The 22,053-nt window shown below is 62.5% G+C and carries 19 protein-coding genes; 6 read left to right on the forward strand and 13 right to left on the reverse strand.

Annotation, left to right across the window (positions count from 1 at the left end; translation table 11 throughout):
- Positions 1-63: 63 nt before the first annotated feature.
- Positions 64-795: a HugZ family protein gene (locus ACI7M0_RS21715; RefSeq protein ID WP_064491142.1), complete on the reverse strand. Its 732-nt coding sequence runs from the start codon at positions 793-795 to the stop codon at positions 64-66.
- Between the two features lie 82 nt (positions 796-877).
- The gene (locus ACI7M0_RS21720; RefSeq protein ID WP_129932867.1) at positions 878-1,888 is read right to left on the reverse strand and encodes a DUF481 domain-containing protein; all 1,011 of its coding nucleotides are present in this window, start codon (positions 1,886-1,888) and stop codon (positions 878-880) included.
- Positions 1,889-2,052: 164 nt separating this feature from the next.
- On the opposite strand from ACI7M0_RS21720, the gene ACI7M0_RS21725 reads away from it, so the two are divergent.
- Together ACI7M0_RS21725 and ACI7M0_RS21730 are read left to right on the forward strand one after the other, a co-directional pair.
- Positions 2,053-2,406 carry an MGMT family protein gene (locus tag ACI7M0_RS21725; RefSeq protein WP_020191618.1) on the forward strand — a complete coding sequence of 118 codons (354 nt, stop codon included), beginning with the start codon at positions 2,053-2,055 and terminating at the stop codon, positions 2,404-2,406.
- A 43-nt stretch (positions 2,407-2,449) separates the two neighbouring features.
- Positions 2,450-3,997: an AmpG family muropeptide MFS transporter gene (locus tag ACI7M0_RS21730; protein WP_014592267.1), complete on the forward strand. Its 1,548-nt coding sequence runs from the start codon at positions 2,450-2,452 to the stop codon at positions 3,995-3,997.
- Positions 3,998-4,197: 200 nt separating this feature from the next.
- On the opposite strand, the gene ACI7M0_RS21735 is transcribed toward ACI7M0_RS21730, so the two are convergent.
- The 3 genes from ACI7M0_RS21735 to ACI7M0_RS21745 all read right to left on the reverse strand — a co-directional run bounded on the left by ACI7M0_RS21735 (position 4,198) and on the right by ACI7M0_RS21745 (position 7,097).
- Positions 4,198-5,442, reverse strand: a complete 1,245-nt coding sequence (locus tag ACI7M0_RS21735) for an MFS transporter (protein ID WP_020193624.1) — start codon at positions 5,440-5,442, stop codon at positions 4,198-4,200.
- A 210-nt stretch (positions 5,443-5,652) separates the two neighbouring features.
- Entirely contained in the window at positions 5,653-6,495 is an 843-nt protein-coding gene (locus tag ACI7M0_RS21740) for a mechanosensitive ion channel family protein (protein WP_003251892.1), read from the reverse strand.
- Between the two features lie 116 nt (positions 6,496-6,611).
- Positions 6,612-7,097 (reverse strand): YajQ family cyclic di-GMP-binding protein, encoded by a 486-nt coding sequence (locus tag ACI7M0_RS21745; RefSeq protein WP_003251890.1) that lies wholly within the window; start codon positions 7,095-7,097, stop codon positions 6,612-6,614.
- A gap of 100 nt (positions 7,098-7,197) precedes the next feature.
- Here ACI7M0_RS21745 and ACI7M0_RS21750 point away from each other — a divergent pair, with 100 nt between their 5' ends.
- Genes ACI7M0_RS21750 through ACI7M0_RS21760 form a run of 3 tightly spaced genes read left to right on the forward strand, consistent with a single transcriptional unit; the run spans position 7,198 to position 10,751 of the window.
- The gene (locus ACI7M0_RS21750) at positions 7,198-8,115 is read left to right on the forward strand and encodes a putative 2-dehydropantoate 2-reductase (RefSeq protein ID WP_129933137.1); all 918 of its coding nucleotides are present in this window, start codon (positions 7,198-7,200) and stop codon (positions 8,113-8,115) included.
- Between the two features lie 37 nt (positions 8,116-8,152).
- Entirely contained in the window at positions 8,153-10,183 is a 2,031-nt protein-coding gene (locus ACI7M0_RS21755) for an ATP-binding protein (protein ID WP_104962510.1), read from the forward strand.
- A gap of 1 nt (position 10,184) precedes the next feature.
- Complete coding sequence (locus tag ACI7M0_RS21760) at positions 10,185-10,751, forward strand: cob(I)yrinic acid a,c-diamide adenosyltransferase (RefSeq protein WP_104962511.1); 567 nt, start codon at positions 10,185-10,187, stop codon at positions 10,749-10,751.
- A gap of 136 nt (positions 10,752-10,887) precedes the next feature.
- Here ACI7M0_RS21760 and ACI7M0_RS21765 read toward each other — a convergent pair whose 3' ends face one another.
- The 4 genes from ACI7M0_RS21765 to secA all read right to left on the reverse strand — a co-directional run bounded on the left by ACI7M0_RS21765 (position 10,888) and on the right by secA (position 16,752).
- On the reverse strand, positions 10,888-11,832 hold the full coding sequence (locus ACI7M0_RS21765) for a Nudix family hydrolase (protein ID WP_104962512.1): 945 nt from the start codon (positions 11,830-11,832) through the stop codon (positions 10,888-10,890).
- Complete coding sequence (locus tag ACI7M0_RS21770; RefSeq protein WP_129933139.1) at positions 11,829-12,461, reverse strand: glutathione S-transferase family protein; 633 nt, start codon at positions 12,459-12,461, stop codon at positions 11,829-11,831. The genes ACI7M0_RS21765 and ACI7M0_RS21770 overlap by 4 nt, the downstream gene beginning before the upstream one ends.
- A gap of 155 nt (positions 12,462-12,616) precedes the next feature.
- On the reverse strand, positions 12,617-13,834 hold the full coding sequence (gene argJ, locus ACI7M0_RS21775; protein ID WP_010952461.1) for a bifunctional glutamate N-acetyltransferase/amino-acid acetyltransferase ArgJ: 1,218 nt from the start codon (positions 13,832-13,834) through the stop codon (positions 12,617-12,619).
- Positions 13,835-14,016: 182 nt separating this feature from the next.
- A complete protein-coding gene (gene secA / locus ACI7M0_RS21780) occupies positions 14,017-16,752 on the reverse strand; it encodes a preprotein translocase subunit SecA (RefSeq protein ID WP_020193381.1) in 2,736 nt (911 codons plus the stop codon).
- Positions 16,753-17,124: 372 nt separating this feature from the next.
- Between secA and ACI7M0_RS21785 the strand changes: the two genes are divergently transcribed.
- Positions 17,125-17,580, forward strand: a complete 456-nt coding sequence (locus ACI7M0_RS21785) for a DUF721 domain-containing protein (RefSeq protein WP_129933141.1) — start codon at positions 17,125-17,127, stop codon at positions 17,578-17,580.
- A 48-nt stretch (positions 17,581-17,628) separates the two neighbouring features.
- On the opposite strand, the gene lpxC is transcribed toward ACI7M0_RS21785, so the two are convergent.
- The 4 genes from lpxC to ACI7M0_RS21805 all read right to left on the reverse strand — a co-directional run bounded on the left by lpxC (position 17,629) and on the right by ACI7M0_RS21805 (position 22,051).
- Positions 17,629-18,540, reverse strand: coding sequence for a UDP-3-O-acyl-N-acetylglucosamine deacetylase (lpxC, locus tag ACI7M0_RS21790; protein ID WP_003251873.1), 912 nt, complete (start codon positions 18,538-18,540; stop codon positions 17,629-17,631).
- A gap of 112 nt (positions 18,541-18,652) precedes the next feature.
- Positions 18,653-19,849 carry a cell division protein FtsZ gene (gene ftsZ, locus ACI7M0_RS21795; protein ID WP_003251871.1) on the reverse strand — a complete coding sequence of 399 codons (1,197 nt, stop codon included), beginning with the start codon at positions 19,847-19,849 and terminating at the stop codon, positions 18,653-18,655.
- Between the two features lie 55 nt (positions 19,850-19,904).
- Complete coding sequence (gene ftsA / locus ACI7M0_RS21800) at positions 19,905-21,167, reverse strand: cell division protein FtsA (RefSeq protein ID WP_003251867.1); 1,263 nt, start codon at positions 21,165-21,167, stop codon at positions 19,905-19,907.
- 14 nt (positions 21,168-21,181) lie between these two features.
- Positions 21,182-22,051, reverse strand: coding sequence for a cell division protein FtsQ/DivIB (locus tag ACI7M0_RS21805; RefSeq protein ID WP_003251865.1), 870 nt, complete (start codon positions 22,049-22,051; stop codon positions 21,182-21,184).
- Positions 22,052-22,053: the final 2 nt, after the last annotated feature.

Raw genomic sequence — 22,053 nt, forward strand, 5'->3', positions numbered from 1 at the left:
AGGGTTCCTCGACGGAAGATAACCTTCCAATAAGACCTCAAATGGATGCCTGCGCTCCGGATTTCAACCCTCGGCTTGCATCACAAGCGGCCAATGGTCGGCGCGAGCCAGCAAAACCAAGGCCTCGCGGACTTGTGTCGGCGTGTTGCAAGTAGTGGGGAAAGGCAACCAGTGCACTGCCTGGCCGATGCGCAGGTGCATGCCTTCGCTGTCTACCCCAACCATCTGCGCCGGTACGTGCTGTGGCAACCCGGTCAATTCGACGTAGTGGGCAATGGCACTGGCGTGATCGCTGTTCATGTGTTCGATCATGCTCCCCTCGGCCTTGCCGGCGAAGGGGTTGGCCAAGGTGACATGGTCAAGCCAGTGGATCGCACCGAAGCCGCCGATGTAGCGGTGGCGCACCGGTTGCAGCACCCAGAAATCGAAGTCGTGGGCCTTGTGGTAGTCGGCCGCGTCCGGGAAATAGCGGTAATAGCGTTCGGCGGCGGCCTCGATGACGGCCTCGTCGACCAGCTTGTGCGCTTCGGCCATCACCGTCAGGCGCCCTACCGCCTGCACATCCTCGGCCTCGCGCTCACCCACCAGCAGCGAACACTTGGGGTCCTTCTGCAGGTTGTGGGTGTGCTGGGCAATGCGGCTGATCAGGATCAGCGGGTTGCCCTGGGCGTCCAGGCAGTACGGCACGACCGAACCGAAGGGGTAGCCAGGCATCGACCTGGAATGTGTCGAAAGCACGCCGCGGTATTCCTTGAGCAGCAGTTCCCGGGCGGGGCGAATGGCGTTGGTACTCACTTGAGGGCGGCTCCTGGCGGACGGGTTGGGGACAAGATAAGCATTATCAGCTGCCTGTGCCACTGACCTGCATCCAGACGCCTTACCAGGTAACGCCGAAGCCCGCGGTATAGCGTGTCTTGTCCAGGTCACTCTCACGCGTGCCGGTGATGATATCCTTCTCCGCCTTGAGGTTCAGCGAGGCCCACTCGGTGACCTTGTAGCGCAGGCCAACCTCGGCATCCAGCGAGTAGTCGGCCACGCCACCCAGCGGCTTGGCGAACTCGCCGTTGGTGAACAGCTGCACGTTCTTGCCGATCAGGTAGCGGGTGTAATCCCACTTCACGGCCGCAGAATAGAAATTATCCTTGCCGCCGTCCCGGTACTCGAAATCAGTGCGGTTGATCAGTGAGCCCAGCGAGAACGCACCCAGCTCATCGTCCCAGAACTGGTAACCCGGGCCGGTACCCACGGTGCGCTGGCGGGCCAGGTCTTCGATGTGATCGCGCTTGTATTCCGCACGCCCCTGCCAGAACCACTTATCGGTAATGAAGCGGTCCAGCGCGTACTCGGCGCTCCAGTTGTTGGTGGTGGTGACGTCGTCCTTGGTCTCGCGGTTGTACTCACCCTCGGCGTTGTGCCGCCAGCGGCCATGGCGGGCAGTGGTCTTGAAGCCCACGTCGTAATCGTCGGTGTCGTTCTCTGCGCGCTTGTAGTCCAGCGCCACGTCGACATTACCTTTCCACACGAAATCCTCGACCAACGGCTTGGGCTTCATGATCTGCTCGATACTGGCCAGCTCCACCGTCTTCGGTGCCTCGCCATTGGCCAAGGTCACCTTGCCTGGCTCTGCCGCCTTGAGCGACTTGGCTTTCTCTCCGCTGTAGGCGTCCTGCTTGACCAGCATCTCCTGGTCGCTTTCCAGCGTCTGAACCTGTTTCCAGTCCAGGGCGATGGACCCGCCATAAGGGGTTTCCAGCAGCAGCTTGCCGCCGTCGAATACCTTGATCTTGCCACTTAGCCGGTCACCGTTCTTCATCCACACAGTGTCGGCCAACACCGGAGAGGCACACAGGGAAACAGCAAGAAGGCACAACAAGGATCTAGAATTCATAAACGGGCTTTGTTTGCGGACTATGGGTTCGATTTGACGAAAAAGCCGGGCATTATCCAGATACCCACGACCAGAGCAAGGACAGACCGGGAGTATGCCGTTGAGTTCAACTCTCATTTACCAGACCACCGGTCCGGTTTCATCTGCAGCCCAAGGCGGGCGAGATGTCTGATGGATATGAGCACGCCCTTGATTCGGCCGAGGGCCGACGAACGGCGCTGTATTCAGTACTGGGCCAAGTGCCACCCGGCAAGGTGGTGAGCTATGGCCAACTGGCCGAACTGGCCGGGCTTGGCCGTGCGGCGCGCTGGGTGGGGCGTACCCTGGGGCAGTTGCCTGCAGACACACGCCTGCCTTGGCACCGGGTGCTCGGTGCAGGTGGCCGGCTGAGCCTGCCGCTGGGCACCCCGTCGGGCGATGAACAAAGGGCGCGGTTACGCGGGGAAGGTGTGAATGTAAGCAACAATCGTGTGGATATGACGCGCCATGGCTGGCGCCCAATGGAGCACAGCGGTTAGAGTGCGCGCTTTGTTTTCGAAAACTTGAGGCAGATGTTGGCCCATGCCCCGTAAAACCTGGCGCGCTGCGCTTGCTGCCTATGCCAGCCCGTCAACATTGGTACTTTTGCTACTCGGTTTCGCCGCCGGCCTGCCCTACATGCTGGTGTTCTCGACCCTGTCGGTATGGTTGCGCGAAGCCGGCGTTGCCCGTGAAACCATCGGTTATGCCAGCCTGATTGGCTTGGCCTACGCCTTCAAGTGGGTCTGGTCACCGCTGCTCGACCAATGGCGCTTGCCGCTGCTTGGCGGCCTCGGGCGCCGGCGTTCGTGGCTGCTGTTGTCGCAAGCGCTGGTGGTGATCGGGCTGGTCGGCATGAGCCTGTGCGACCCGCAACAACACCTCTCCTGGCTGATTGCCATGGCCGTACTGGTGGCTTTCGCCTCGGCTACCCAGGACATCGCTGTCGACGCCTACCGCCTGGAAATCGCTGACGACCAGCGCCAGGCCGCGCTCGCAGCCAGCTACATGGCCGGCTACCGGGTGGCTGCCTTGCTCGCCACGGCCGGTGCCCTGTTCTTCGCCGAGTGGTTCGGCTCTACCGGCTTCAGCTACCTGCACAAGGCCTGGGCCGGCACGTACGTGATGTTCGGGGTGATGATGCTGCCCGCCCTGTTCACCACGTTGGTCATGCGCGAACCACCAGTGCCCATGCGCACCCAGCTATCGGCAGCGCGCTACGGGCTGGTGCACCAGATGGCCTCGGTGTTCGTGCTGATCATCCTGCTGGTCTCGGTACCGGCCAGCTTCACCCAGATGTTCAATACCGGCTGGTCCAGCGTGATCTCCGGTGATGCCACGCCGCTCGACCTGCTGCTGGAAGACCGCGCCTTCCTGCGCCTGATCCTCTACGTGCTGCTGTCCTGGGCCTGCCTGTCGAGCCTCGGCCGTCGCGGCCTGGCCCCCGTGCTGACCCCGATCAACGATTTCATCACCCGCTACCGCTGGCAGGCTCTGCTGCTGCTAGGCCTGATCGCCACCTATCGCATGTCGGACACGGTGATGGGGGTGATGGCCAACGTGTTCTATATCGACATGGGCTTCACCAAGGACCAGATTGCCAGCGTCAGCAAGATCTTCGGCCTGATCATGACCCTGGTCGGCGCCGGGGTTGGCGGCCTGCTGATCGTACGCTTCGGCATCATGCCCATCCTGTTCATCGGCGGCGTAGCCTCTGCCGGCACCAACATCCTGTTCCTGATGCTGGCTGACATGGGGCCGAACCTGGAAATGCTGGTGGTGACCATCTCACTGGACAACTTCAGCTCCGGCATGGCTACCTCGGCCTTTGTCGCCTACCTGTCAAGCCTGACCAACCTGAAGTTCTCGGCGACCCAGTACGCGCTGCTCAGTTCGATCATGCTGCTGTTGCCGCGGCTGATTGGCGGGTATTCGGGCGTTATTGTGGAGAAGTTCGGCTACCACGACTTCTTCCTGATCACGGCGCTGCTGGGGGTGCCTACGCTGATCCTGATCGCCCTGCAGTGGCATCAGGAAGCCGGGCGGGGGACGCCGGTGGCGGACGACCACTCGGTGGCTGAGCGGCCCTGAAGTTTTGTATTGCCTGTGCTGGCCTCTTCGCGGGTAAACCCGCTCCTACAAGGCGTCCAGCCCTGTGTAGGAGCGGGTTTACCCGCGAAGAGGCCAGCACGCGCTGCCTCGTAGGAGCGGGTTTACCCGCGAAGAGGCCGGCACGCGTTGCCTTGTAGGAGCGGGTTTACCCGCGAAGAGGCCGGCATCGGCAATACCGATTATCGAGCTACAGCCCCTTCCCCAGGCCGCCCACCCACCACAAACCACAGCGGCCACAGCGCCAACGCCCCCGCCACCCCTGCCGCCAGGGCAAAATGCAGCAAGCTGGCACCGGCGCCAATCATCGCCAGCAGCGCTCCACCGAGCCCCAGCAAGGCAATGGTGATCATCCCCAGCATGGCCGAAACCAGCCCCTTGCTCTGTTCGCTGGAGAACAGCGTCATGCGGTACAGCACCGCATTGGCCACGCCCAACCCCAGCGCGTACAACGACATGCCGGCCACCACACTGGTCACGCTCGGCCAGTACCAGGTCGCCAGCACCATCAGGCACAGGCCAGCCAGGTATGGCCAGAGCGCGCCACGCACCAGGGCTGGCAGCGGGTAGCGATCGGCAATACGGTTGATGATCAGGTTACCGAGGATCAGCCCGCCAAAAACCGGCAACTGCCACAAGGCATACTCCAGGGTACTCAACCCCTCATCGTGAATCAGCAGCACCGGCGACAGGCCAATCCAGCCAATCAGCGGCAAGCCGACCAACCCAAGGGCGGCGCTGCCTGCAACGAAGCGGCGGTTGCCCAGCAACTGGCCATAGCCCGCCAACAGTGGCAGCAGGTGAATCGGCGTGAACGCCAGCCGCGAGCCGTCACGGCGCTCCACGCCCAGGGTTTCCGGCATCAGGCGGTACAGCAGCAGCCAGGCCAGCACCGCGCCGATGGCGAACGCCACGAACAGCCAGCGCCAGTCCAGCCATTGCAGCAGCAAGGTGCCCACCAGCGGCCCGAGCAGGGGCGACAGCAAGGCGATGTTGGCCAGCAGGGCCATCATGCGTACGGCATCAGCCTCGCTGAAAGCCTCGTTCAGAGCTGGGTAGCTGACGGTGACCACAAAGCCCAGGCCAATGCCCTGCAACAGGCGCAACAGGTTGAACAGGCCGATGTCCTGGACCCAGAAGGTAGCCAGGCAGGCCAGGCCAAAGAATGCGCAGCCGACCAGCAGCAAAGGGCGCCGTCCATAACGGTCGGCCAACGGGCCGATCAGCCATTGCAGTACCACGCCCCCCAGCAGGTACAGGTTGAGGGCATGGGGTATGTATTCGGGGCTGGCGTCGAGGTCGCTGACCACGACCGGCATGGCCGGCATGACCGCGTCGCTGGCCAGGTAGGTCAGCAGTTCGAACAGGGCCAGGGTCAGACCGAACAGCAAGGCACGCAGAGGGGTGATATACAGCAGTGGTTTCATGATGGCGTATCGGGTGTGGCGGGCGGGGTCACGCTATATGCCAGAAATGGCTGGAAATTGCTGTGAGCAAGTGTAATCAGGGTCGGAAAAAGCTGGGGCCGCTTTGCGCCCCTTCGCGGGCAAGCCCGCTCCTACACAGAACACGCATGTCCTCGTAGGGGCGGGCTTGCCCGCGAAGGGGCGCAAAGCGGCCCCGGCTTGAACGCGGCATTACTGCGTTGCAGTCTCCTGCACCACGCGAATAACCCGCTGCGGAAACGGAATGTCGATCCCTTCGGCCTTCAACCGGTCACGCGCATACTCGTTGAGCATGAACATCACGTCCCAGTAATCGGAGGTCTTGGTCCACAAGCGCAGCGATACGGTGATCGAGCTGTCGCCCAGCGTCGACACGACCGCCTGCGGTGCCGGGTCTTGCAGAACACGAGGGTCCTTTGCCAGTTCCAGCAACACATTGCGGGCCTTCTGCAGGTCGGCCTCGTAGTCAACGCCCACATCGAACACCACCTTGCGCGTCGGCTGGCGGTTGGTGTTGGTAATGATGCCGTTGGACAAGCTGCCATTGGGCATGATGACCGTCTTGTTGTCACCGGTGCGCAGCACGGTGTGGAAGATCTGGATACTGTCGACGGTGCCGGCAACGCCCTGCGCCTCGATCCAGTCACCGATACGGAACGGGCGGAACATCAGAATCAGCACACCACCGGCGAAGTTCGCCAGGCTGCCCTGCAAGGCAAGGCCGATGGCCAGGCCTGCGGCACCGATGGCGGCGACGAACGAGGTGGTCTCGATGCCGATCATCGAGGCGACGCTGACCAACAGCAGCACCTTCAGCACGATGTTCGCCAGGGTGCTGATGAAGCCCTGCAGCGCCAGGTCGGCGTTGCGCAGGCCAACCAGCTTGCCGAGGCGAGCGCTGACCTTGTTGATAATCCACCAGCCGACCGCCAGGGTCAGCAGTGCCAGCAGCACACGGCTGCCGTATTCCATGATCAAGGGAATCCACGTCTGGGATTGGCGGACGAGCTGATCGACTTCAGCGTTCAAATCCATATTCATCTCCTGATGCCGAGCGGCAAGTACACGGTAGAACAGGCCGCGCGTGTTATTACGCAACCCCGGCCCCCATGGACATCATTTGGCCATCGGGGTTCCGGGCCACCCCCGCATCAGTCGCGGAAGTTGTTGAACTGCAGCGGCATGTCGAATTCCTTGGTGCGCAGCAGGGCAATGGCTTCCTGCAGATCGTCACGTTTCTTGCCGGTTACCCGTACCTGCTCACCCTGGATGGCGGCCTGTACTTTCAGCTTGCCATCCTTGATGGTGGCAACGATCTTTTTTGCCAGGTCCTTGTCGATGCCTTCGCGGAACTTGGCTTCCTGTTTCTTTTCCTTGCCGGAGGCGTAGGGGTCCTTGGTTTCCAGGCACTTCACGTCGATCTTGCGCTTGACCAGTGCCAGGCGCAGGATCTCCAGCATCGCCTCGAGCTGGAACTCTTCCTCGGCGGTGAGCATCACGGTCTGCTCTTTGTCCTTGAACTCGAAGGTGCCTTTGCCCTTGAGGTCGTAGCGGCGGTCCAGTTCCTTGATGGCGTTGTCGACCGCGTTCTGCACTTCGTGCTTGTCCAGTTCCGATACCACGTCGAACGAAGGCATGGTTGTTCTCCCAAAATAAAAGCGCGCTCAGGCTGAAGATGGAGCGCGCTGGGTTTGAAGGTTAAAATGCGGGCTCATTATAACGGGTTGCGAAACGCATATGAGCAGCACCTGGCATATTCTCGGCGCCGGTAGCCTTGGCAGTCTGTGGGCCTGCCGCCTGGCACGCGCAGGCAAGGCCGTGCGCCTGATCCTGCGTGACGGGCAACGGCTACAGGCCTATCAGCAGGCCGGTGGCCTGACCCTGGTCGAACAGGAGCACACCCGGCACTACGCCATACCTGCCGAAACGGCGCAGGCGCAAGGCCCGATCCACCGGCTGCTGGTGGCCTGCAAGGCCTATGACGCTGCCCCGGCTATTGCCGGTCTAGCGCCACGGCTGGCCGAGAGCGCCGAAGTGCTGCTGTTGCAGAATGGCCTTGGCAGCCAGGATGAAGTCGCAGACCTGGTGCCGCACGCTCGCTGCATCTTCGCCTCCAGCACCGAAGGCGCCTTCCGCGAGGGGGACTGGCAGGTGCGTTTTGCCGGCCATGGCTTCAACTGGCTGGGCGACCCACGTAACCCCATGATCCCCGCCTGGTTCGATGACCTGCACGAGGCCGGTATCCCCGCAGAATGGACAGTAGACATACTGACCCGCCTGTGGCGCAAGCTGGCGCTCAATTGCGCCATCAACCCGCTGACCGTGCTTCACGATTGCCAGAATGGCGGGCTGCTGGGGCACCTGGGTGAAGTGCAAGCCCTGTGCGTCGAGCTGGCCCGCCTGCTGCGCCGTTGCGGCCAGCCGCAAGCAGCCGAGGGGCTGGAGGAAGAAGTGCAGCGGGTAATCCTCGCCACCGCAGCCAACTACTCTTCCATGTACCAGGACGTGCATGCAGGACGGCGCACCGAGTTGCACTACCTGCTCGGCCATGCTTGCCGCGCTGCGGGCCGTCATGGCCTGCACTTGCCGCAGCTGGAACACCTGCTGCAGCGCTTGGTCGAAAACCTGCGCGCGCGTGGTTTGCCCTGCGACTGACGCGGCCCTTCAACCGGATACGGACATTGCCTTGCCCATGACCTTGCGCCAACGCCTGGAAAACCTCCCGGTCGGGCAGAAGCTGCTGGCGGCCCTGCTGGTATTGCTGGTGACCATCTTGCTGATGGCCAACCTCACCTTCATCAGCGCCGCCTACTGGATCACCCAGGAAAGCATGGCGCCCCAGGCCATGCAGACCATCGGCCGGCTGGTGGCCAATCCTCAGCTTGCAGCCCGCGCCGGCGACACCCCGGAAACCGCCCGTGCCCTGCTCAAGGAACTGGAAAGTTACACACCGCTGCGCGCCGCCGCGGTCTACGGTGGCGATGGCCGAATGCTGGCGCAGTTGCAGCATGGCGAGCCGCTGGCCCTGCCCAAACGTTTTCGCAACATCGACGGCTGGCGCCTGATGGAGTTTCGCAGCACTCAGTTGATCCGCATCCCCCGCGATGCCAACCCACCGGCACACTTGCTGCTGGTAGCCAGCAGCGAACTGCCCACGGCCTTCTACACCGGCACACTCAGCGCCAGCCTGGGCATCCTGGTGTTCAGTGTCCTGCTATGGATCGTCATCGCCCGGCAGATCAAACGCCTGATCACCCAACCGATCAACCAGCTTGAGGAACTCAGCCGCCAGGTTACCCGCGAAGAGAGCTACGCCTTGCGCGCCCAACGCGGCAACGATGATGAAATCGGCAGCCTGGCCGAGGCCTTCAACACCATGCTGTCGCGCATCGAGGCCCGCGAGCAGCAGCTCAAGAGCGCCCGCGACGAGTTCCAGAGTGCCTACGACCAGGCTCAGGGCCTTGCTGAAGAAACCCGCCACACCAACCGCAAGCTGGAACTGGAAGTACAGGTACGCAGCAAGATCGAGAAAAAGCTCACCGGTTTCCAGAACTACCTCAACAGCATCATCGACTCGATGCCCTCGGCACTGATCGCCCTCGACGAACAGCTTTACGTGACCCAATGGAACCACGAAGCCACGGTGCTTTCCGGCACGCCACTGGACGAGGCACTTAACCAGCCGGTGTTCATTGCGTTCGAGCCGCTGAAGCCGTTCCTCCCGCAACTGAAGGAAACCGTGGAAAAACATCGAGTGGCGAAGATCGAGCGGGTAACCTGGCCCAAGGGCGACGACCTGCGCCACTACGCCCTGACCTTCTACCCACTGACCGGCGGCGGCGGGCGCGGCGTGGTCATTCGTATCGACGACATCACCCAGCGTCTGTCATTGGAAGAAATGATGGTGCAATCGGAAAAAATGCTCTCGGTCGGGGGGCTGGCTGCCGGCATGGCGCACGAAATCAACAACCCGCTGGGCGCTATCCTGCACAACGTGCAGAACATTCGCCGACGCCTGTCGTCCGACCTGCCGCGCAACCAGGAACAGGCCGAAGAGCTGGGCATCGACCTGGCCACGATCAACCGCTACCTGGACAGCCGCGAGGTGCCGCAGCTGCTCGACGGCATTCAGCAGGCCGGCGCCCGAGCGGCGAAGATCGTCACCCACATGCTCAGCTTCAGCCGCCGCAGCAACCGCCAGCTGGAGCCATGCGAGCTGCCGGCGCTGATCGATCAGGCGCTTGAAATTGCCGGCAATGACTTCGATCTGGCCATCGGCTTCGACTTCAAGGGGCAAGCCATCGTGCGCCAGTTCGACCCCGACCTGGGGCCGGTGCCATGTACCGCCAACGAGCTGGAACAAGTACTGCTCAACTTGCTGAAGAACGCAGCCCAGGCCATCCACCAACGCCCGCAACCCAGCGAGCCCGGACGCATCACACTGCGCACCCGGCTAAACCCGCCATGGGCGGAAATCCAGGTCGAAGACAACGGCGTCGGCATGCCCGAGGCGGTGCGCAAGCGCACCTTCGAGCCGTTCTTCACCACCAAGGAAATCGGCCAGGGTACCGGGCTTGGCCTGTCGGTCTCCTACTTCATCATCACCAACAACCACAAGGGGCAGATGGAAGTGCAATCCACGCCAGGCCAAGGCACCTGCTTTACCCTACGCCTGCCCCTCACCCAGCCGGCAGCGGCGGTGCCGGCCAGAACGGAGCAATGACATGGGCTACCGCCTTTCGAAGATCTATACCCGCACCGGCGACAAAGGCGAAACCGGCCTGGGCGACGGCCGTCGGGTGCCCAAGGACCACCCGCGGATCGAAGCGATTGGCGAGGTGGACAGCCTGAACAGCCAGTTGGGGTTGCTGCTGGCGGGGCTCGCCGAGCACGGGCTGAATGAAGTGACCACAGTGCTGGCGCCGTGTCAGCACCGCTTGTTCGACCTGGGTGGCGAGCTGGCGATGCCCAGTTACCAGGCGTTGACCCTGGCGGAAGTGGAACGCCTGGAGGCGGCCATCGATGTGTGGAACGAAGAGCTGGGGCCGCTGAAGAACTTCATTCTGCCCAGTGGTTCGGCGCTGGTGGCGCAGGCGCATGTGTGCCGCAGCCTGGCGCGCAGTGCAGAGCGCCGGTGTCAGCAGTTGAATGCCGTGGAGCCGCTGGAAGGCGTTGGTTTGGCGTATATCAACCGGCTTTCCGATCTATTGTTCGTGGCGGCGCGGATCATCGGGCGGCGCCAGGGGGTGGCTGAGGTTTTGTGGCAGCCCGCCGAGAAACCGAAAGGCTGATACTTCTGGGGCTGCTTTGCAGCCCATTCGCGGGCTTGCCCGCTCCCACAGGTTTCGAGCAGGCTTGAAGCTTGTGAGTTTCCTGTGGGAGCGGGCCCCGCGAATGGGCCCCGCAGCAGCCCCTGTTACAGGGGACTCAAACCTGTGGCCAGAACGCCCGGATCCCGGCCACACCCTGTGCACCCGCCTCCCAGGCCTGCTGGCGCTCACTCGGCCCTACCCCACCCAGCAGATATACCGGCTTGTTGAACCCGGCAATCACGCGCTGCGCCTCATCCCAGCCCAGCGGCACCGCATCCGGATGCGTCTGGGTCGCCTGCACTGGCGACAAGGTGACAAAGTCCACGCCCATCTGCTCAGCCAGCGCCAGCTCTTCGGCACTGTGGCAGGATGCCGCCAACCAGCGCTCCTTGGGGAACGGCCGGCCCCTGGCGGCGTACTTGCGCAGCTGCGCGGCTGTCAGGTGCCAACCGGCCGCCGGGAAATCACCCAGCCATTCCAGTGGCCCTTTCAGCATCAGCTGCGCCTTGCCCGCACACAGCCCGACCGCATCCACCGCCACGTCGCGGTACTTGGGGTCGTACATGTCCGGGGCACGTAACTGGATCAGGCGAATACCATTGGCCACCGCCTTCTGGATGCCCTTGAGCAGCTGCGGCACCTCCAAGCCATCCGGGGTGATCAGGTACTGGTCCGGCAGGCGCGCAGCGGCGACGATCGGTTTGTTGGCCTCGGGGAATTCGTACTGCGGCAAATCGCGCGGGGCAACCCATTCCAGCGGCTGGCCTTCGGCACCATGGGGTTCGCCAGTGAACGCTTCGACCTCGCGCACGTCCAGCAGCACCTGCTTGTCCGGGTAGTCATGGCTGACCTTGATCAGCGCACGCGACCGGCTTACCTCGATGCCCAGCTCCTCGCGCAGCTCGCGGGCAAGCGCTGCTTCGACGCTTTCGCCTTCTTCCACCTTGCCACCGGGGAACTCCCACAAGCCGCCCTGGTGCTGGGTATCGGCACGGCGTGCGATCAGAATACGGCCATCAGCACCGCGAATGACGGCAGCCACTACATGAATCCGTTTCACGCTTTACGCTCCTCCAGGCCTGCCTGTTGCCATGCCTGGAAGGCTGGCCACTGATAAATGGTCTCGATGTAGGCTGCCGCCTCGGCGGGGACTTCTACGCGGTAGGTGCGCAGGCGCACGGCCACCGGGGCAAAGAAGGCATCGGCCAGGCTTGGCTGGCCGAACAGGAACGGGCCGCTGTCCTTGGCCACCACGCGGCATTCGGACCACAGCGCGACGATACGGTCGATATCGACCTGCACGTCCAGCGGCACAGTGTCCAGCGCCTGGTCACGCGACAGGTCGAACGGCATGGCACCGCGCAGGGCGAAGAAACCGCTGTGCATCTGCGCGCAAGCCGAACGGGCCTGGGCGCGGGCGGCTGCGTCGGCAGGCCACAGCTGGGCGTCGGGGTGCTGTTCGTTGAGGTATTCGGCAATGGCCAGGGAATCGGCGATCACACCGTGCTCGGTCTTGAGCAGCGGCACCTTGCCGGTGGAGGAGAAAGCGAGGATGCGCTGGCGGGTATCAGGCTGGTTCAGCTTGATCAGGGTTTCTTCGTAGGGCACGCCAGCCAGCTCGAGCGCCAGGGCGCCACGCAGCGACCAGGAGGAGTACAGCTTGTCGCCGATGATCAGGTGATAGCTCATGGTTCGGCTCCATCAGGTTTGTATTGCAAAACCCGCAGGCCGCTGCGCGGCCATTCGCGGGCAAGCCCGCTCCTGCAGGGACCGCACCGCTCCTGCAGGCATTGCAACACCTGTGGGAGCGGGCGTGCCCGCGAAGAGGCCTTCGGATCAGTAGATCAGGTACGGTACTCGGCGTTGATCTTCACGTACTCGTGGGACAGGTCAGTCGTCCAGATGGTTTCGCTGCACTGGCCACGGCCCAGTTCGATTCGGATGGTGATCTCTTCCTGGGCCATCACTGCCGAACCCTGCGCTTCGGTATAGCTCGGGCTGCGGCCGCCTTTGCTCGCGATGCAAACGCTGTCCAGGTAGACATCGATCAGGCTCACATCCAGCTCCGGTACACCGGCACGGCCTACGGCGGCGAGGATGCGGCCCCAGTTCGGGTCGGAAGCGAACAGCGCGGTCTTGATCAGCGGCGAGTGGGCCACGGCGTAGCCAACGTCCAGGCACTCCTGGTGGTTGCCACCGCCGTTGACCTGCACGGTCACGAACTTGGTCGCGCCTTCGCCGTCACGGACAATGGCCTGGGCCACTTCCATGCACACTTCGAACACGGCCTTTTTCAGCGCTTCGAAAAGCGCGCCGCTGGCTTCGGTCACTTCCGGCAGGTCGGCCTTGCCGGTAGCGATCAGCATGCAGCAATCGTTGGTCGAAGTGTCACCATCGATCGTGATGCGGTTGAACGACTTGTTGGCGCCGTCCAGCATCAGGTCCTTGAGTACCTTTGGCGCCACCTTGGCGTCGGTGGCGATGTAGCCCAGCATGGTCGCCATGTTCGGGCGGATCATGCCTGCACCCTTGCTGATACCGGTAACGGTGACGGTCACGCCATCGTGCTGGAACTGGCGGCTGGCCCCCTTGGGCAGGGTGTCGGTGGTCATGATGCCGGTAGCGGCCTCAGCCCAGTTGTTTTCCGACAGGTTGTCGAGGGCGGCCTGCAGCGCGCCTTCGATCTTTTCGACCGGCAGCGGCTCGCCAATCACGCCGGTGGAGAACGGCAGTACCGACTCGGCCGGTACGCCAGCCAGTTCGGCCAGCTTGGCGCAGGTGCGCTCGGCGGCGGCCAGGCCTGGCGCGCCGGTACCGGCGTTGGCGTTACCCGTGTTGGTCAGCAGGTAGCGCACGGTGCCCTGTACACGCTGCTTGGACAGGATCACCGGCGCTGCGCAGAAGGCGTTGAGGGTGAACACGCCAGCCACGCTGGAGCCTTCGGCACAGCGCATGACCACCACATCCTTGCGCCCCGGGCGCTTGATACCGGCAGAAGCGATACCGAGTTCAAAACCCGGAACCGGGTGCAGGGTGGGCAAAGGACCAAGACCAACAGCCATTAGAGCGCTCCTAGAAAAAACGATGATGTCGAAAAAGGGGCCGCTTCGCACCCCATCGCGACACAAGGCCGCCCCCACAAGGATCGCGCCCGTTCATGGACGAGCGCGGTACCTGTGGGAGCGGCCTTGTGTCGCGAAAGGGCCGCAAAGCGACCCCAGGCTTGTACAACGTAAGGTTCAGATCACTCGATCTGACCGTGGCAATGCTTGAACTTCTTGCCCGAACCACACCAGCACGGCTCGTTGCGGCCCAGCTTCTGGTCATTGCGTACTGGCGCCGAGGCTACCGCAACTTCGGCACCCTCCTCGCTCAGTTGCTCACTTCCCAGGCCCGGTGCAGCGGCGTGCTGGAACTGCATGCGACTTGCCAGCTCTTCGGCCTCACGGCGCAGGCGGGCTTCTTCTTCGGCCGGGTCTTCGCGGCGAACCTGTACGTGCGACAGCACGCGGATGGTGTCGCGCTTGATCGACTCCAACAGCTCCTGGAACAGGCTGAACGACTCGCGCTTGTACTCCTGCTTCGGGTTCTTCTGCGCATAACCACGCAGGTGAATACCGTGACGCAGGTGGTCCATGGTCGACAGATGGTCTTTCCACAGGTCGTCCAGTACGCGCAGCAGAATCTGCTTCTCGAAGGTTCGCAGGGCCTCGAGACCGGCCTGGTCTTCCTTCTCGGTGTAGGCCGTGGTGATCTCGCTCAGCAGCTTCTCGCGCAGGGTCTCTTCGTAGAGGTGATCGTCCTCGTCGAGCCATTGCTGGATTGGCAACTTGATGGCGAAATCGCTGGCCAGCGAAGCCTCCAGGCCGGCTACGTCCCACTGCTCTGGCAGCGACTGCGGCGGAATGTGCTGGCTGATGGTAGCGTCCAGGACTTCCTTGCGGAATTCGACGATGGTGTCGCCAATGTTGTCGGCGGCCAGCAGGCTGTTGCGCATGTGGTAGATCACCTTGCGCTGCTCGTTGGCGACGTCGTCATATTCGAGCAATTGCTTACGAATGTCGAAGTTGCGGCCTTCGACCTTGCGCTGGGCTTTCTCGATAGCGTTGGTGACCATGCGGTGCTCGATGGCCTCGCCCGACTGCATGCCCAGTGCCTTCATGAAGTTCTTCACCCGGTCAGAGGCGAAGATGCGCATCAGGCTGTCTTCCAGCGACAGGTAGAAGCGGCTGGAACCCGGGTCGCCCTGACGACCGGAGCGGCCGCGCAGCTGGTTGTCGATACGGCGCGATTCGTGGCGCTCGGAAGCGATTACATGCAGGCCACCCGTCTCGATCACTTGCTGGTGACGCTTCTGCCAGTCGGCCTTGATCTGGGCGATCTGCTCGGCTGTCGGGTTTTCCAGGGCAGCCACTTCGGCTTCCCAGTTACCGCCCAGCAGGATGTCGGTACCACGGCCAGCCATGTTGGTGGCGATGGTCAGTGCACCTGGCGCGCCTGCTTGCGCGATGATCTCGGCTTCCTTCTCGTGATACTTGGCGTTGAGCACCTTGTGGTCGATCCCTTCCTTTTTCAGGAGGTTGGACATGTGCTCGGAAGTTTCAATGGTCGCGGTACCCACCAGCACCGGGCGGCCCAGCTTCATGCTTTCCTTGATGTCGGCGATGATCGCAGCGTATTTCTCGTCAGCGGTCAGGTACACCAGGTCGTTATAGTCCTTACGCGCCAGTGGCTTGTTCGGCGGAATGACCATCACGTTCAGGCCATAGATCGACTGGAACTCGAACGCTTCGGTGTCGGCCGTACCGGTCATGCCGGACAGCTTGGTGTACAGGCGGAAGTAGTTCTGGAAGGTGGTCGAAGCCAGGGTCTGGCTCTCGGCCTGGATGTTCAGGTTCTCTTTTGCCTCGATGGCCTGGTGCAGGCCCTCGGACAGGCGACGGCCCGGCATGGTACGGCCGGTGTGTTCGTCGATCAGCAGAACCTGGCCGTCCTGGACGATGTACTCGACGTTGCGGTGGAACAGCTTGTGTGCACGAAGACCGGCGTAGACGTGTGTCAGCAAGCCCAGGTTGTGCGCGGAGTACAGGCTCTCGCCTTCAGCCAGCAGGCCCGCCTGGGCCAGCATCTCTTCGATGAACTGGTGACCGGCTTCGTTCAGCTCCACCTGGCGACTCTTCTCGTCGATGGTGAAGTGGCCTTCCTGGGTGACCTGGCCTTCGACCTCTTCGATGTGCTGGGTGAGGCGCGGGATCAGACGGTTGATCTCGATGTACAGCTTGGAGCTGTCCTCTGCCTGACCGGAAATGATCAGCGGGGTACGCGCTTCGTCGATGAGGATGGAGTCGACTTCGTCGATCACGGCGAAGTTCAGTTCACGCTGGAACTTCTCGTCCTGGCTGAACGCCATGTTGTCGCGCAGGTAGTCGAACCCGAATTCGTTGTTGGTGCCGTAGGTGATGTCGGCTGCATAGGCGGCGCGCTTTTCTTCCGGCGGCTGGAAGGCCGAGACGATACCGACCGACAGACCGAGGAATTCGTACAGCGGGCGCATCCAGTTGGCGTCACGGCGCGCCAGGTAGTCGTTGACGGTGACCACATGCACGCCCTTGCCGGACAATGCGTTGAGGTAGACGGCCAAGGTACCGACCAAGGTCTTGCCTTCACCGGTGCGCATTTCTGCGATCATACCCTCGTGCAGGGTCATGCCGCCGATCAGCTGCACATCGAAATGGCGCATGCCCATGACGCGCTTGCCGGCCTCGCGGGCCACGGCGAAGGCTTCGGGCAGCAACTGGTCCAGTGTCTCGCCTTTGGCCAGGCGTTCCTTGAACTCTGCAGTCTTGCCCCGCAGTTGCTCGTCGGAGAGGGCCACCATCTTCTCTTCGAAGGCATTGACGATACTCACCGTCTTGAGCATGCGTTTGACTTCACGCTCGTTCTTGCTTCCAAAAAGTTTTTTTAACAAAGGCGCAAACATATCGGCAGGATCTTCCACACGTAGGGATGGAGGGCGGCCCCATGAGTCGCCCGTGCAGCCCATAGGCCGCATGCGAACGAGCATTCTACCCGGAAACGATGGTGAGGAAAGTGGTGGATTTCCACGATGCTGATACAGCGTTTTGGCGGGGGCCTGTTTTAGATAGGGGCATTTTCACTGAGTTCAAGGCTTGGCAACATGAAAGCTATCGAGAACCAGTCTTGTCTTTGGCTGCCTGTGCCGACCCCTTCGCGGGTGAACCCGCTTCTACGAGGTATCGATAGCCCTGGTAGGAGCGGGTTCACCCGCGAAGAGGCCGGCACAGGCAACGGAGATGTTAGACTGTGCCCACGTCACCTCACGCGTACCCCCATGGCCTACAAACCCTCCCCCGCCCAGCCGCCCTCCGCCCTGCTGCGCCAGGTGCGCCCGCTGCGCCTGCTGCTTAACCAGGCCGAGCGCCTGGAACACTTGCAGCGCCTGCTGGAAAGCCAGTTGCAACCGGCTGCCCGCGAGCACTGCCATGTGGCGTCCTGGCGCGATGGTACTTTGTTGCTGGTGGTTACCGACGGCCATTGGGCAACCCGCCTGCGCTACCAGCAGAAGCGCTTGTTGGCGGCACTGCAGGCCATGGAAGCATTCGGCAACCTCAGGCGCATCCTGTACAAGGTGCAGCCGCCGCTGGTGCCGGCCAAGCGTGGCGGGCATGCTGCCGAGCTTTCGAACAGTGCGGCCGAGAGCCTGCGCGACACCGCCGAGGGCATTACCGACCCCAAACTGCGCGCAGCACTGGAACGGTTGGCCACCCACGCCCAGGGCAAGCCATAAAAAAAGGCCACCCGAAGGTGGCCTTAATGAACTAGAGAGTGTTCGAACTTACACGGCCGCAACAGGGCGCATGTACGAGATCGGTGCCGTACTGGCATCTTCGAAAGTGACCACTTCCCAGGCATCGGTTTCAGCAATCAGCTTGCGCAACAGCTGGTTGTTCAGCGCGTGGCCGGACTTGAAGCCCTTGAACTCGCCGATCAGGCTGTTGCCCAGCAGGTACAGATCGCCGATGGCGTCGAGGATCTTGTGCTTGACGAATTCGTCTTCGTAACGAAGGCCGTCTTCGTTCAGCACACCGTCCTCATCGACCACGATGGCGTTCTCGACACTGCCACCCAACGCAAGGTTGTGCTTGCGCAGGTACTCGATGTCACGCATGAAACCAAAAGTACGCGCGCGGCTGACTTCCTTCACGAACGACGTGCTGGAAAAGTCGACGCTGGCGCTCTGGGTCCGGTTGCGAAGCACCGGGTGATCGAAATCGATCTCGAAGCTCACCTTGAAACCTTCGAAAGGCAGGAACGTGGCGCGCTTGTCGCCCTCTTCCACGGTTACCTCACGCAGGATGCGGATGAACTTCTTGGCTGCGTCCTGTTCTTCCAGGCCGGCAGACTGAATCAGGAATACAAAAGGACCGGCGCTGCCATCCATGATCGGCACTTCCGAGGCGGAGAGCTCGACGTAGGCGTTATCGATGCCCAGACCCGCCATGGCGGAGAGCAGGTGCTCGACCGTATCGACCTTGACGTCACCGTTGACCAGCGTCGTCGACATGGTTGTCTCGCCGACGTTGGCCGCACGCGCAGGGATCTCGACCACAGGGTCGAGGTCGGCGCGGCGGAAGACGATGCCGGTGTCAACAGGTGCAGGCTTGAGGGTCAGGTAGACCTTCTCCCCGGAGTGCAGACCGACACCTGTGGCACGGATGGTATTCTTCAGGGTGCGTTGTTTAATCATGGCATTGGCCGCTTCAGCGCAAATTGCGAACAGGTATCAACAAAGGCTGGGGATGATAACAGACCCAACCTTTGATGAATACCAATCACCTTTATACCCCTGATAAATTCCATTAATCAGCCTGACGACGCAGGAATGCCGGGATATCGAGGTAGTCCAGGTCATCCTGAGGGTTCAGTTTAGCGGCTGCGGCAGCACCTGCATGCGCCTGGTTGCGCATGACTGTCGGGCGCTCCAGGTCACGGTAGTTGACCGCTGGCTGCTCCTGGCGCACCGGCGCAGGATTGGACGCTTCGTACGCCTGCTGGGCAGTCTGCAGGGTATTGTCGACCACCTTCACAGGCTTCTCGATGCGTGCGCCCAGACCAGTGGCCACCACGGTCACGTGCAGTTCGTCGCGCATGTCCGGGTCGATCACGGTGCCGACCTTGACCATCGCGTGGTCGGAGGCAAAGGCTTCGATGATGCTACCCACGTCGGAGTACTCACCCAGCGACAGGTCCGGGCCTGCGGTGATGTTCACCAGGATACCGCGGGCGCCCTGCAGGTTGACGTCTTCCAGCAGCGGGTTACGGATAGCTGCCTCGGTGGCTTCGCGTGCACGGTTCGGGCCGCTGGCGCAGCCAGTACCCATCATGGCCATGCCCATTTCACCCATCACGGTACGCACGTCGGCGAAGTCGACGTTGATCATGCCTGGGCGCTTGATGATGTCGGAGATACCGCGTACGGCACCGGCCAGTACATCGTCAGCCTTGGCGAAGGCGGACAGCAGGCTGGCATCCTTGCCCAGGATGGTCAGCAGCTTCTCGTTGGGGATGGTGATCAACGAGTCGACGCTTTCAGCCAGCATGCGGATGCCTTCATCGGCGATCTGCATGCGCTTGCGGCCTTCGAACGGGAACGGACGGGTCACCACTGCGACGGTGAGGATACCCATTTCCTTGGCCACTTCGGCAATGATTGGCGCTGCACCGGTACCGGTACCGCCACCCATGCCGGTGGTGATGAACACCATGTTGGTGCCCTGCAGCACTTCGGCGATGCGCTCACGGTCTTCCAGCGCGGCCTGACGGCCGACTTCCGGATTGGCACCGGCACCCAGGCCCTTGGTCACACCCGTGCCCAATTGCAGGATGGTGCGCGCGCCAATGTTTTTCAGCGCCTGGGCATCGGTGTTGGCGCAGATGAATTCCACGCCTTCGATGCTGCTCTTGACCATGTGATTGACGGCGTTGCCGCCACCACCACCAACGCCGATCACTTTAATGACCGGACTTTGCGGGACGTTGTCTACGAGCTCGAACATTTTCCCTCTCCTTACAGTTCTCTAGTTGTTGCGCCTACCACTACTGCTTTGAAACTTAGAAGTTGCCCTGGACCCACTTCTTGAAGCGTTCAAGCACTGGGGCCTTCGGTTCATCGCCATAGCTGTTGCTGCTGCTGTTGCTGTTACCGGTCAGGGCCAAGTCCTCGGACTGCTTCAGCAGGCCGTAGGTGAGCAAGCCCACACCAGTGGAATAGATCGGGTTGCGCACCACGTCGCTCAGCCCCCGAACGCTGTGCGGCACGCCCAGGCGTACCGGCATGTGGAAAATTTCCTCGGCCAGTTCGACGGCGCCTTCCATCTTCGCGGTGCCGCCGGTGAGGACGATGCCGGCGGGCACCAGGTCTTCGTAGCCACTGCGGCGCAGTTCGGCCTGGATCAGGGTGAAGAGCTCGTCGTAACGTGGCTCCACCACCTCGGCCAGGGCCTGGCGCGACAGCTCGCGCGGTGGGCGATCGCCCACGCTCGGCACCTTGATGGTCTCGCCAGCGCCAGCCAGTTTGGCCAGGGCACAGGCGTAGCGGATCTTGATTTCTTCGGCGTACTGGGTCGGGGTACGCAGGGCCATGGCGATGTCGTTGGTCACCTGGTCGCCAGCAATCGGGATGACCGCCGTGTGGCGGATGGCACCCTCGGTGAAGATGGCGATGTCGGTGGTGCCGCCACCGATGTCCACCAGGCACACGCCCAGTTCTTTTTCATCATCGGTCAGCACCGAGTAGGCCGAAGCCAGCTGCTCGAGGATGATGTCGTCGATTTCCAGGCCGCAGCGGCGCACACACTTCTCGATGTTCTGGGCGGCGTTGACTGCGCAAGTGACCACGTGAACCTTGGCTTCCAGGCGCACGCCAGACATGCCCAGCGGCTCGCGCACGCCTTCCTGGTTGTCGATCACGTAGTCCTGCGGCAAGGTGTGCAGCACGCGCTGGTCGGCCGGAATCGCCACGGCCTGGGCGGCGTCGAGTACGCGCTCCAGGTCGGCCAGGCTGACTTCGCGGTCACGGATGGCGACGATGCCATGAGAGTTCAGGCTGCGGATGTGGTTACCGGCCACACCGACGAACGCCGAGTGGATACGGCAGCCGGCCATCAGCTGCGCCTCTTCCACGGCGCGCTGGATCGACTGCACGGTGGACTCGATGTTCACCACCACGCCTTTTTTCAGGCCACGGGACGGATGGGTGCCGATCCCGACGATTTCCAGGGTGCCGTCTTCGCCCACTTCGCCCACCAGCGCCACCACCTTGGAGGTGCCAATGTCCAGCCCGACGATCATTTTGCCGCTATGCGCGTTTGCCATGGTCCTGCCTCTCTCTAATTCTTCGCAACGGCGGGTTGGGCCGTCGTCGGTGCAATCGGTTCCCGCCAACCAACGGCAAGTCCGTTGGAATAACGCAGATCAATGCGGGCGATAGTGGTGATCTGGTCTTTGAGTGTCTTGTCGTAAATGGCAATGAAACGGCGCATCTTCTCCACCAGATGATCGCGCCCCAGCAGCAACTCGATGCCTGGCCCGGCACTGCTCGCACCGGTGGTCAGGAACCAGCTGCCTCGCTCGCGCAGCTCCAGGCGAGCGATGGAAAAGCCCAAGGGGCGCAGCATCTGGCTCAATACCTGATACTGCTGCATGACTTGTTGCTGAGCACGCTGCGGCCCGGCCAGCTGCGGCAGGTGCTCATAGTTGGCCAGCTCGCGCGGGGTGAAAGCCTGACCCTGGTTGTTGAGCAGGGCTGCGTCCCCCCAGCGTGCCACCGGCAGCTGCTCTTCAAGGCGGATCACCACCTCGTCGGGCCACACCCGGCGCACTTCGGCGTGGGCGATCCACGGCATCTGCTCGAGCTCGGCGCGCATCGCCGGCAGGTCGACGCTGAAGAAGCTCGCCGCCACGTAGGGCGCGATACGCTGCTGCACCGATTGCTGACTGATGTAGCTGAGGTCGCCCTGCACATCGATCTTGGTGATCGGGCGGTCGGCGTACGGCATCAGGCGAATGGCGCCCTCGTAGGCACCAAAGCCGGCCGCCACCAGCAACACCGGCCACAGCAAGCGCTTCAGGCCGCCCAGGCTTGGCCGGGGCAGGCGCGCCGATACGGGCTCGTCGGCCACCAGCCGGCTGGCACCACGCGGCACCGGCTTGCTACGGCCGGTAACGGGTTGCTGCTGACGTATCATCGCGCCTTGCATGG

Source organism: Pseudomonas sp. 10(2024) (genome assembly GCF_045164175.1).
In the GTDB taxonomy this organism is placed as follows: domain Bacteria; phylum Pseudomonadota; class Gammaproteobacteria; order Pseudomonadales; family Pseudomonadaceae; genus Aquipseudomonas; species Aquipseudomonas alloputida.

Excerpts from the sequence above, each read along its gene's own strand:
- ACI7M0_RS21740 (WP_003251892.1), bottom strand. The coding sequence starts at position 6,495 with ATGGATTTGAACGCTGAAGTCGATCAGCTCGTCCGCCAATCCCAGACG.
- ACI7M0_RS21735 (WP_020193624.1), bottom strand. The coding sequence starts at position 5,442 with ATGAAACCACTGCTGTATATCACCCCTCTGCGTGCCTTGCTGTTCGGT.
- ACI7M0_RS21745 (WP_003251890.1), bottom strand. The coding sequence starts at position 7,097 with ATGCCTTCGTTCGACGTGGTATCGGAACTGGACAAGCACGAAGTGCAG.
- ACI7M0_RS21785 (WP_129933141.1), top strand. The coding sequence starts at position 17,125 with ATGGCCTACAAACCCTCCCCCGCCCAGCCGCCCTCCGCCCTGCTGCGC.
- ACI7M0_RS21750 (WP_129933137.1), top strand. The coding sequence starts at position 7,198 with ATGAGCAGCACCTGGCATATTCTCGGCGCCGGTAGCCTTGGCAGTCTG.
- ACI7M0_RS21725 (WP_020191618.1), top strand. The coding sequence starts at position 2,053 with ATGTCTGATGGATATGAGCACGCCCTTGATTCGGCCGAGGGCCGACGA.
- lpxC (WP_003251873.1), bottom strand. The coding sequence starts at position 18,540 with ATGATTAAACAACGCACCCTGAAGAATACCATCCGTGCCACAGGTGTC.
- ACI7M0_RS21730 (WP_014592267.1), top strand. The coding sequence starts at position 2,450 with ATGCCCCGTAAAACCTGGCGCGCTGCGCTTGCTGCCTATGCCAGCCCG.
- ACI7M0_RS21805 (WP_003251865.1), bottom strand. The coding sequence starts at position 22,051 with ATGCAAGGCGCGATGATACGTCAGCAGCAACCCGTTACCGGCCGTAGC.
- ACI7M0_RS21770 (WP_129933139.1), bottom strand. The coding sequence starts at position 12,461 with ATGAGCTATCACCTGATCATCGGCGACAAGCTGTACTCCTCCTGGTCG.
- ftsZ (WP_003251871.1), bottom strand. The coding sequence starts at position 19,849 with ATGTTCGAGCTCGTAGACAACGTCCCGCAAAGTCCGGTCATTAAAGTG.
- secA (WP_020193381.1), bottom strand. The coding sequence starts at position 16,752 with ATGTTTGCGCCTTTGTTAAAAAAACTTTTTGGAAGCAAGAACGAGCGT.
- ACI7M0_RS21760 (WP_104962511.1), top strand. The coding sequence starts at position 10,185 with ATGGGCTACCGCCTTTCGAAGATCTATACCCGCACCGGCGACAAAGGC.
- argJ (WP_010952461.1), bottom strand. The coding sequence starts at position 13,834 with ATGGCTGTTGGTCTTGGTCCTTTGCCCACCCTGCACCCGGTTCCGGGT.
- ACI7M0_RS21755 (WP_104962510.1), top strand. The coding sequence starts at position 8,153 with ATGACCTTGCGCCAACGCCTGGAAAACCTCCCGGTCGGGCAGAAGCTG.
- ftsA (WP_003251867.1), bottom strand. The coding sequence starts at position 21,167 with ATGGCAAACGCGCATAGCGGCAAAATGATCGTCGGGCTGGACATTGGC.
- ACI7M0_RS21720 (WP_129932867.1), bottom strand. The coding sequence starts at position 1,888 with ATGAATTCTAGATCCTTGTTGTGCCTTCTTGCTGTTTCCCTGTGTGCC.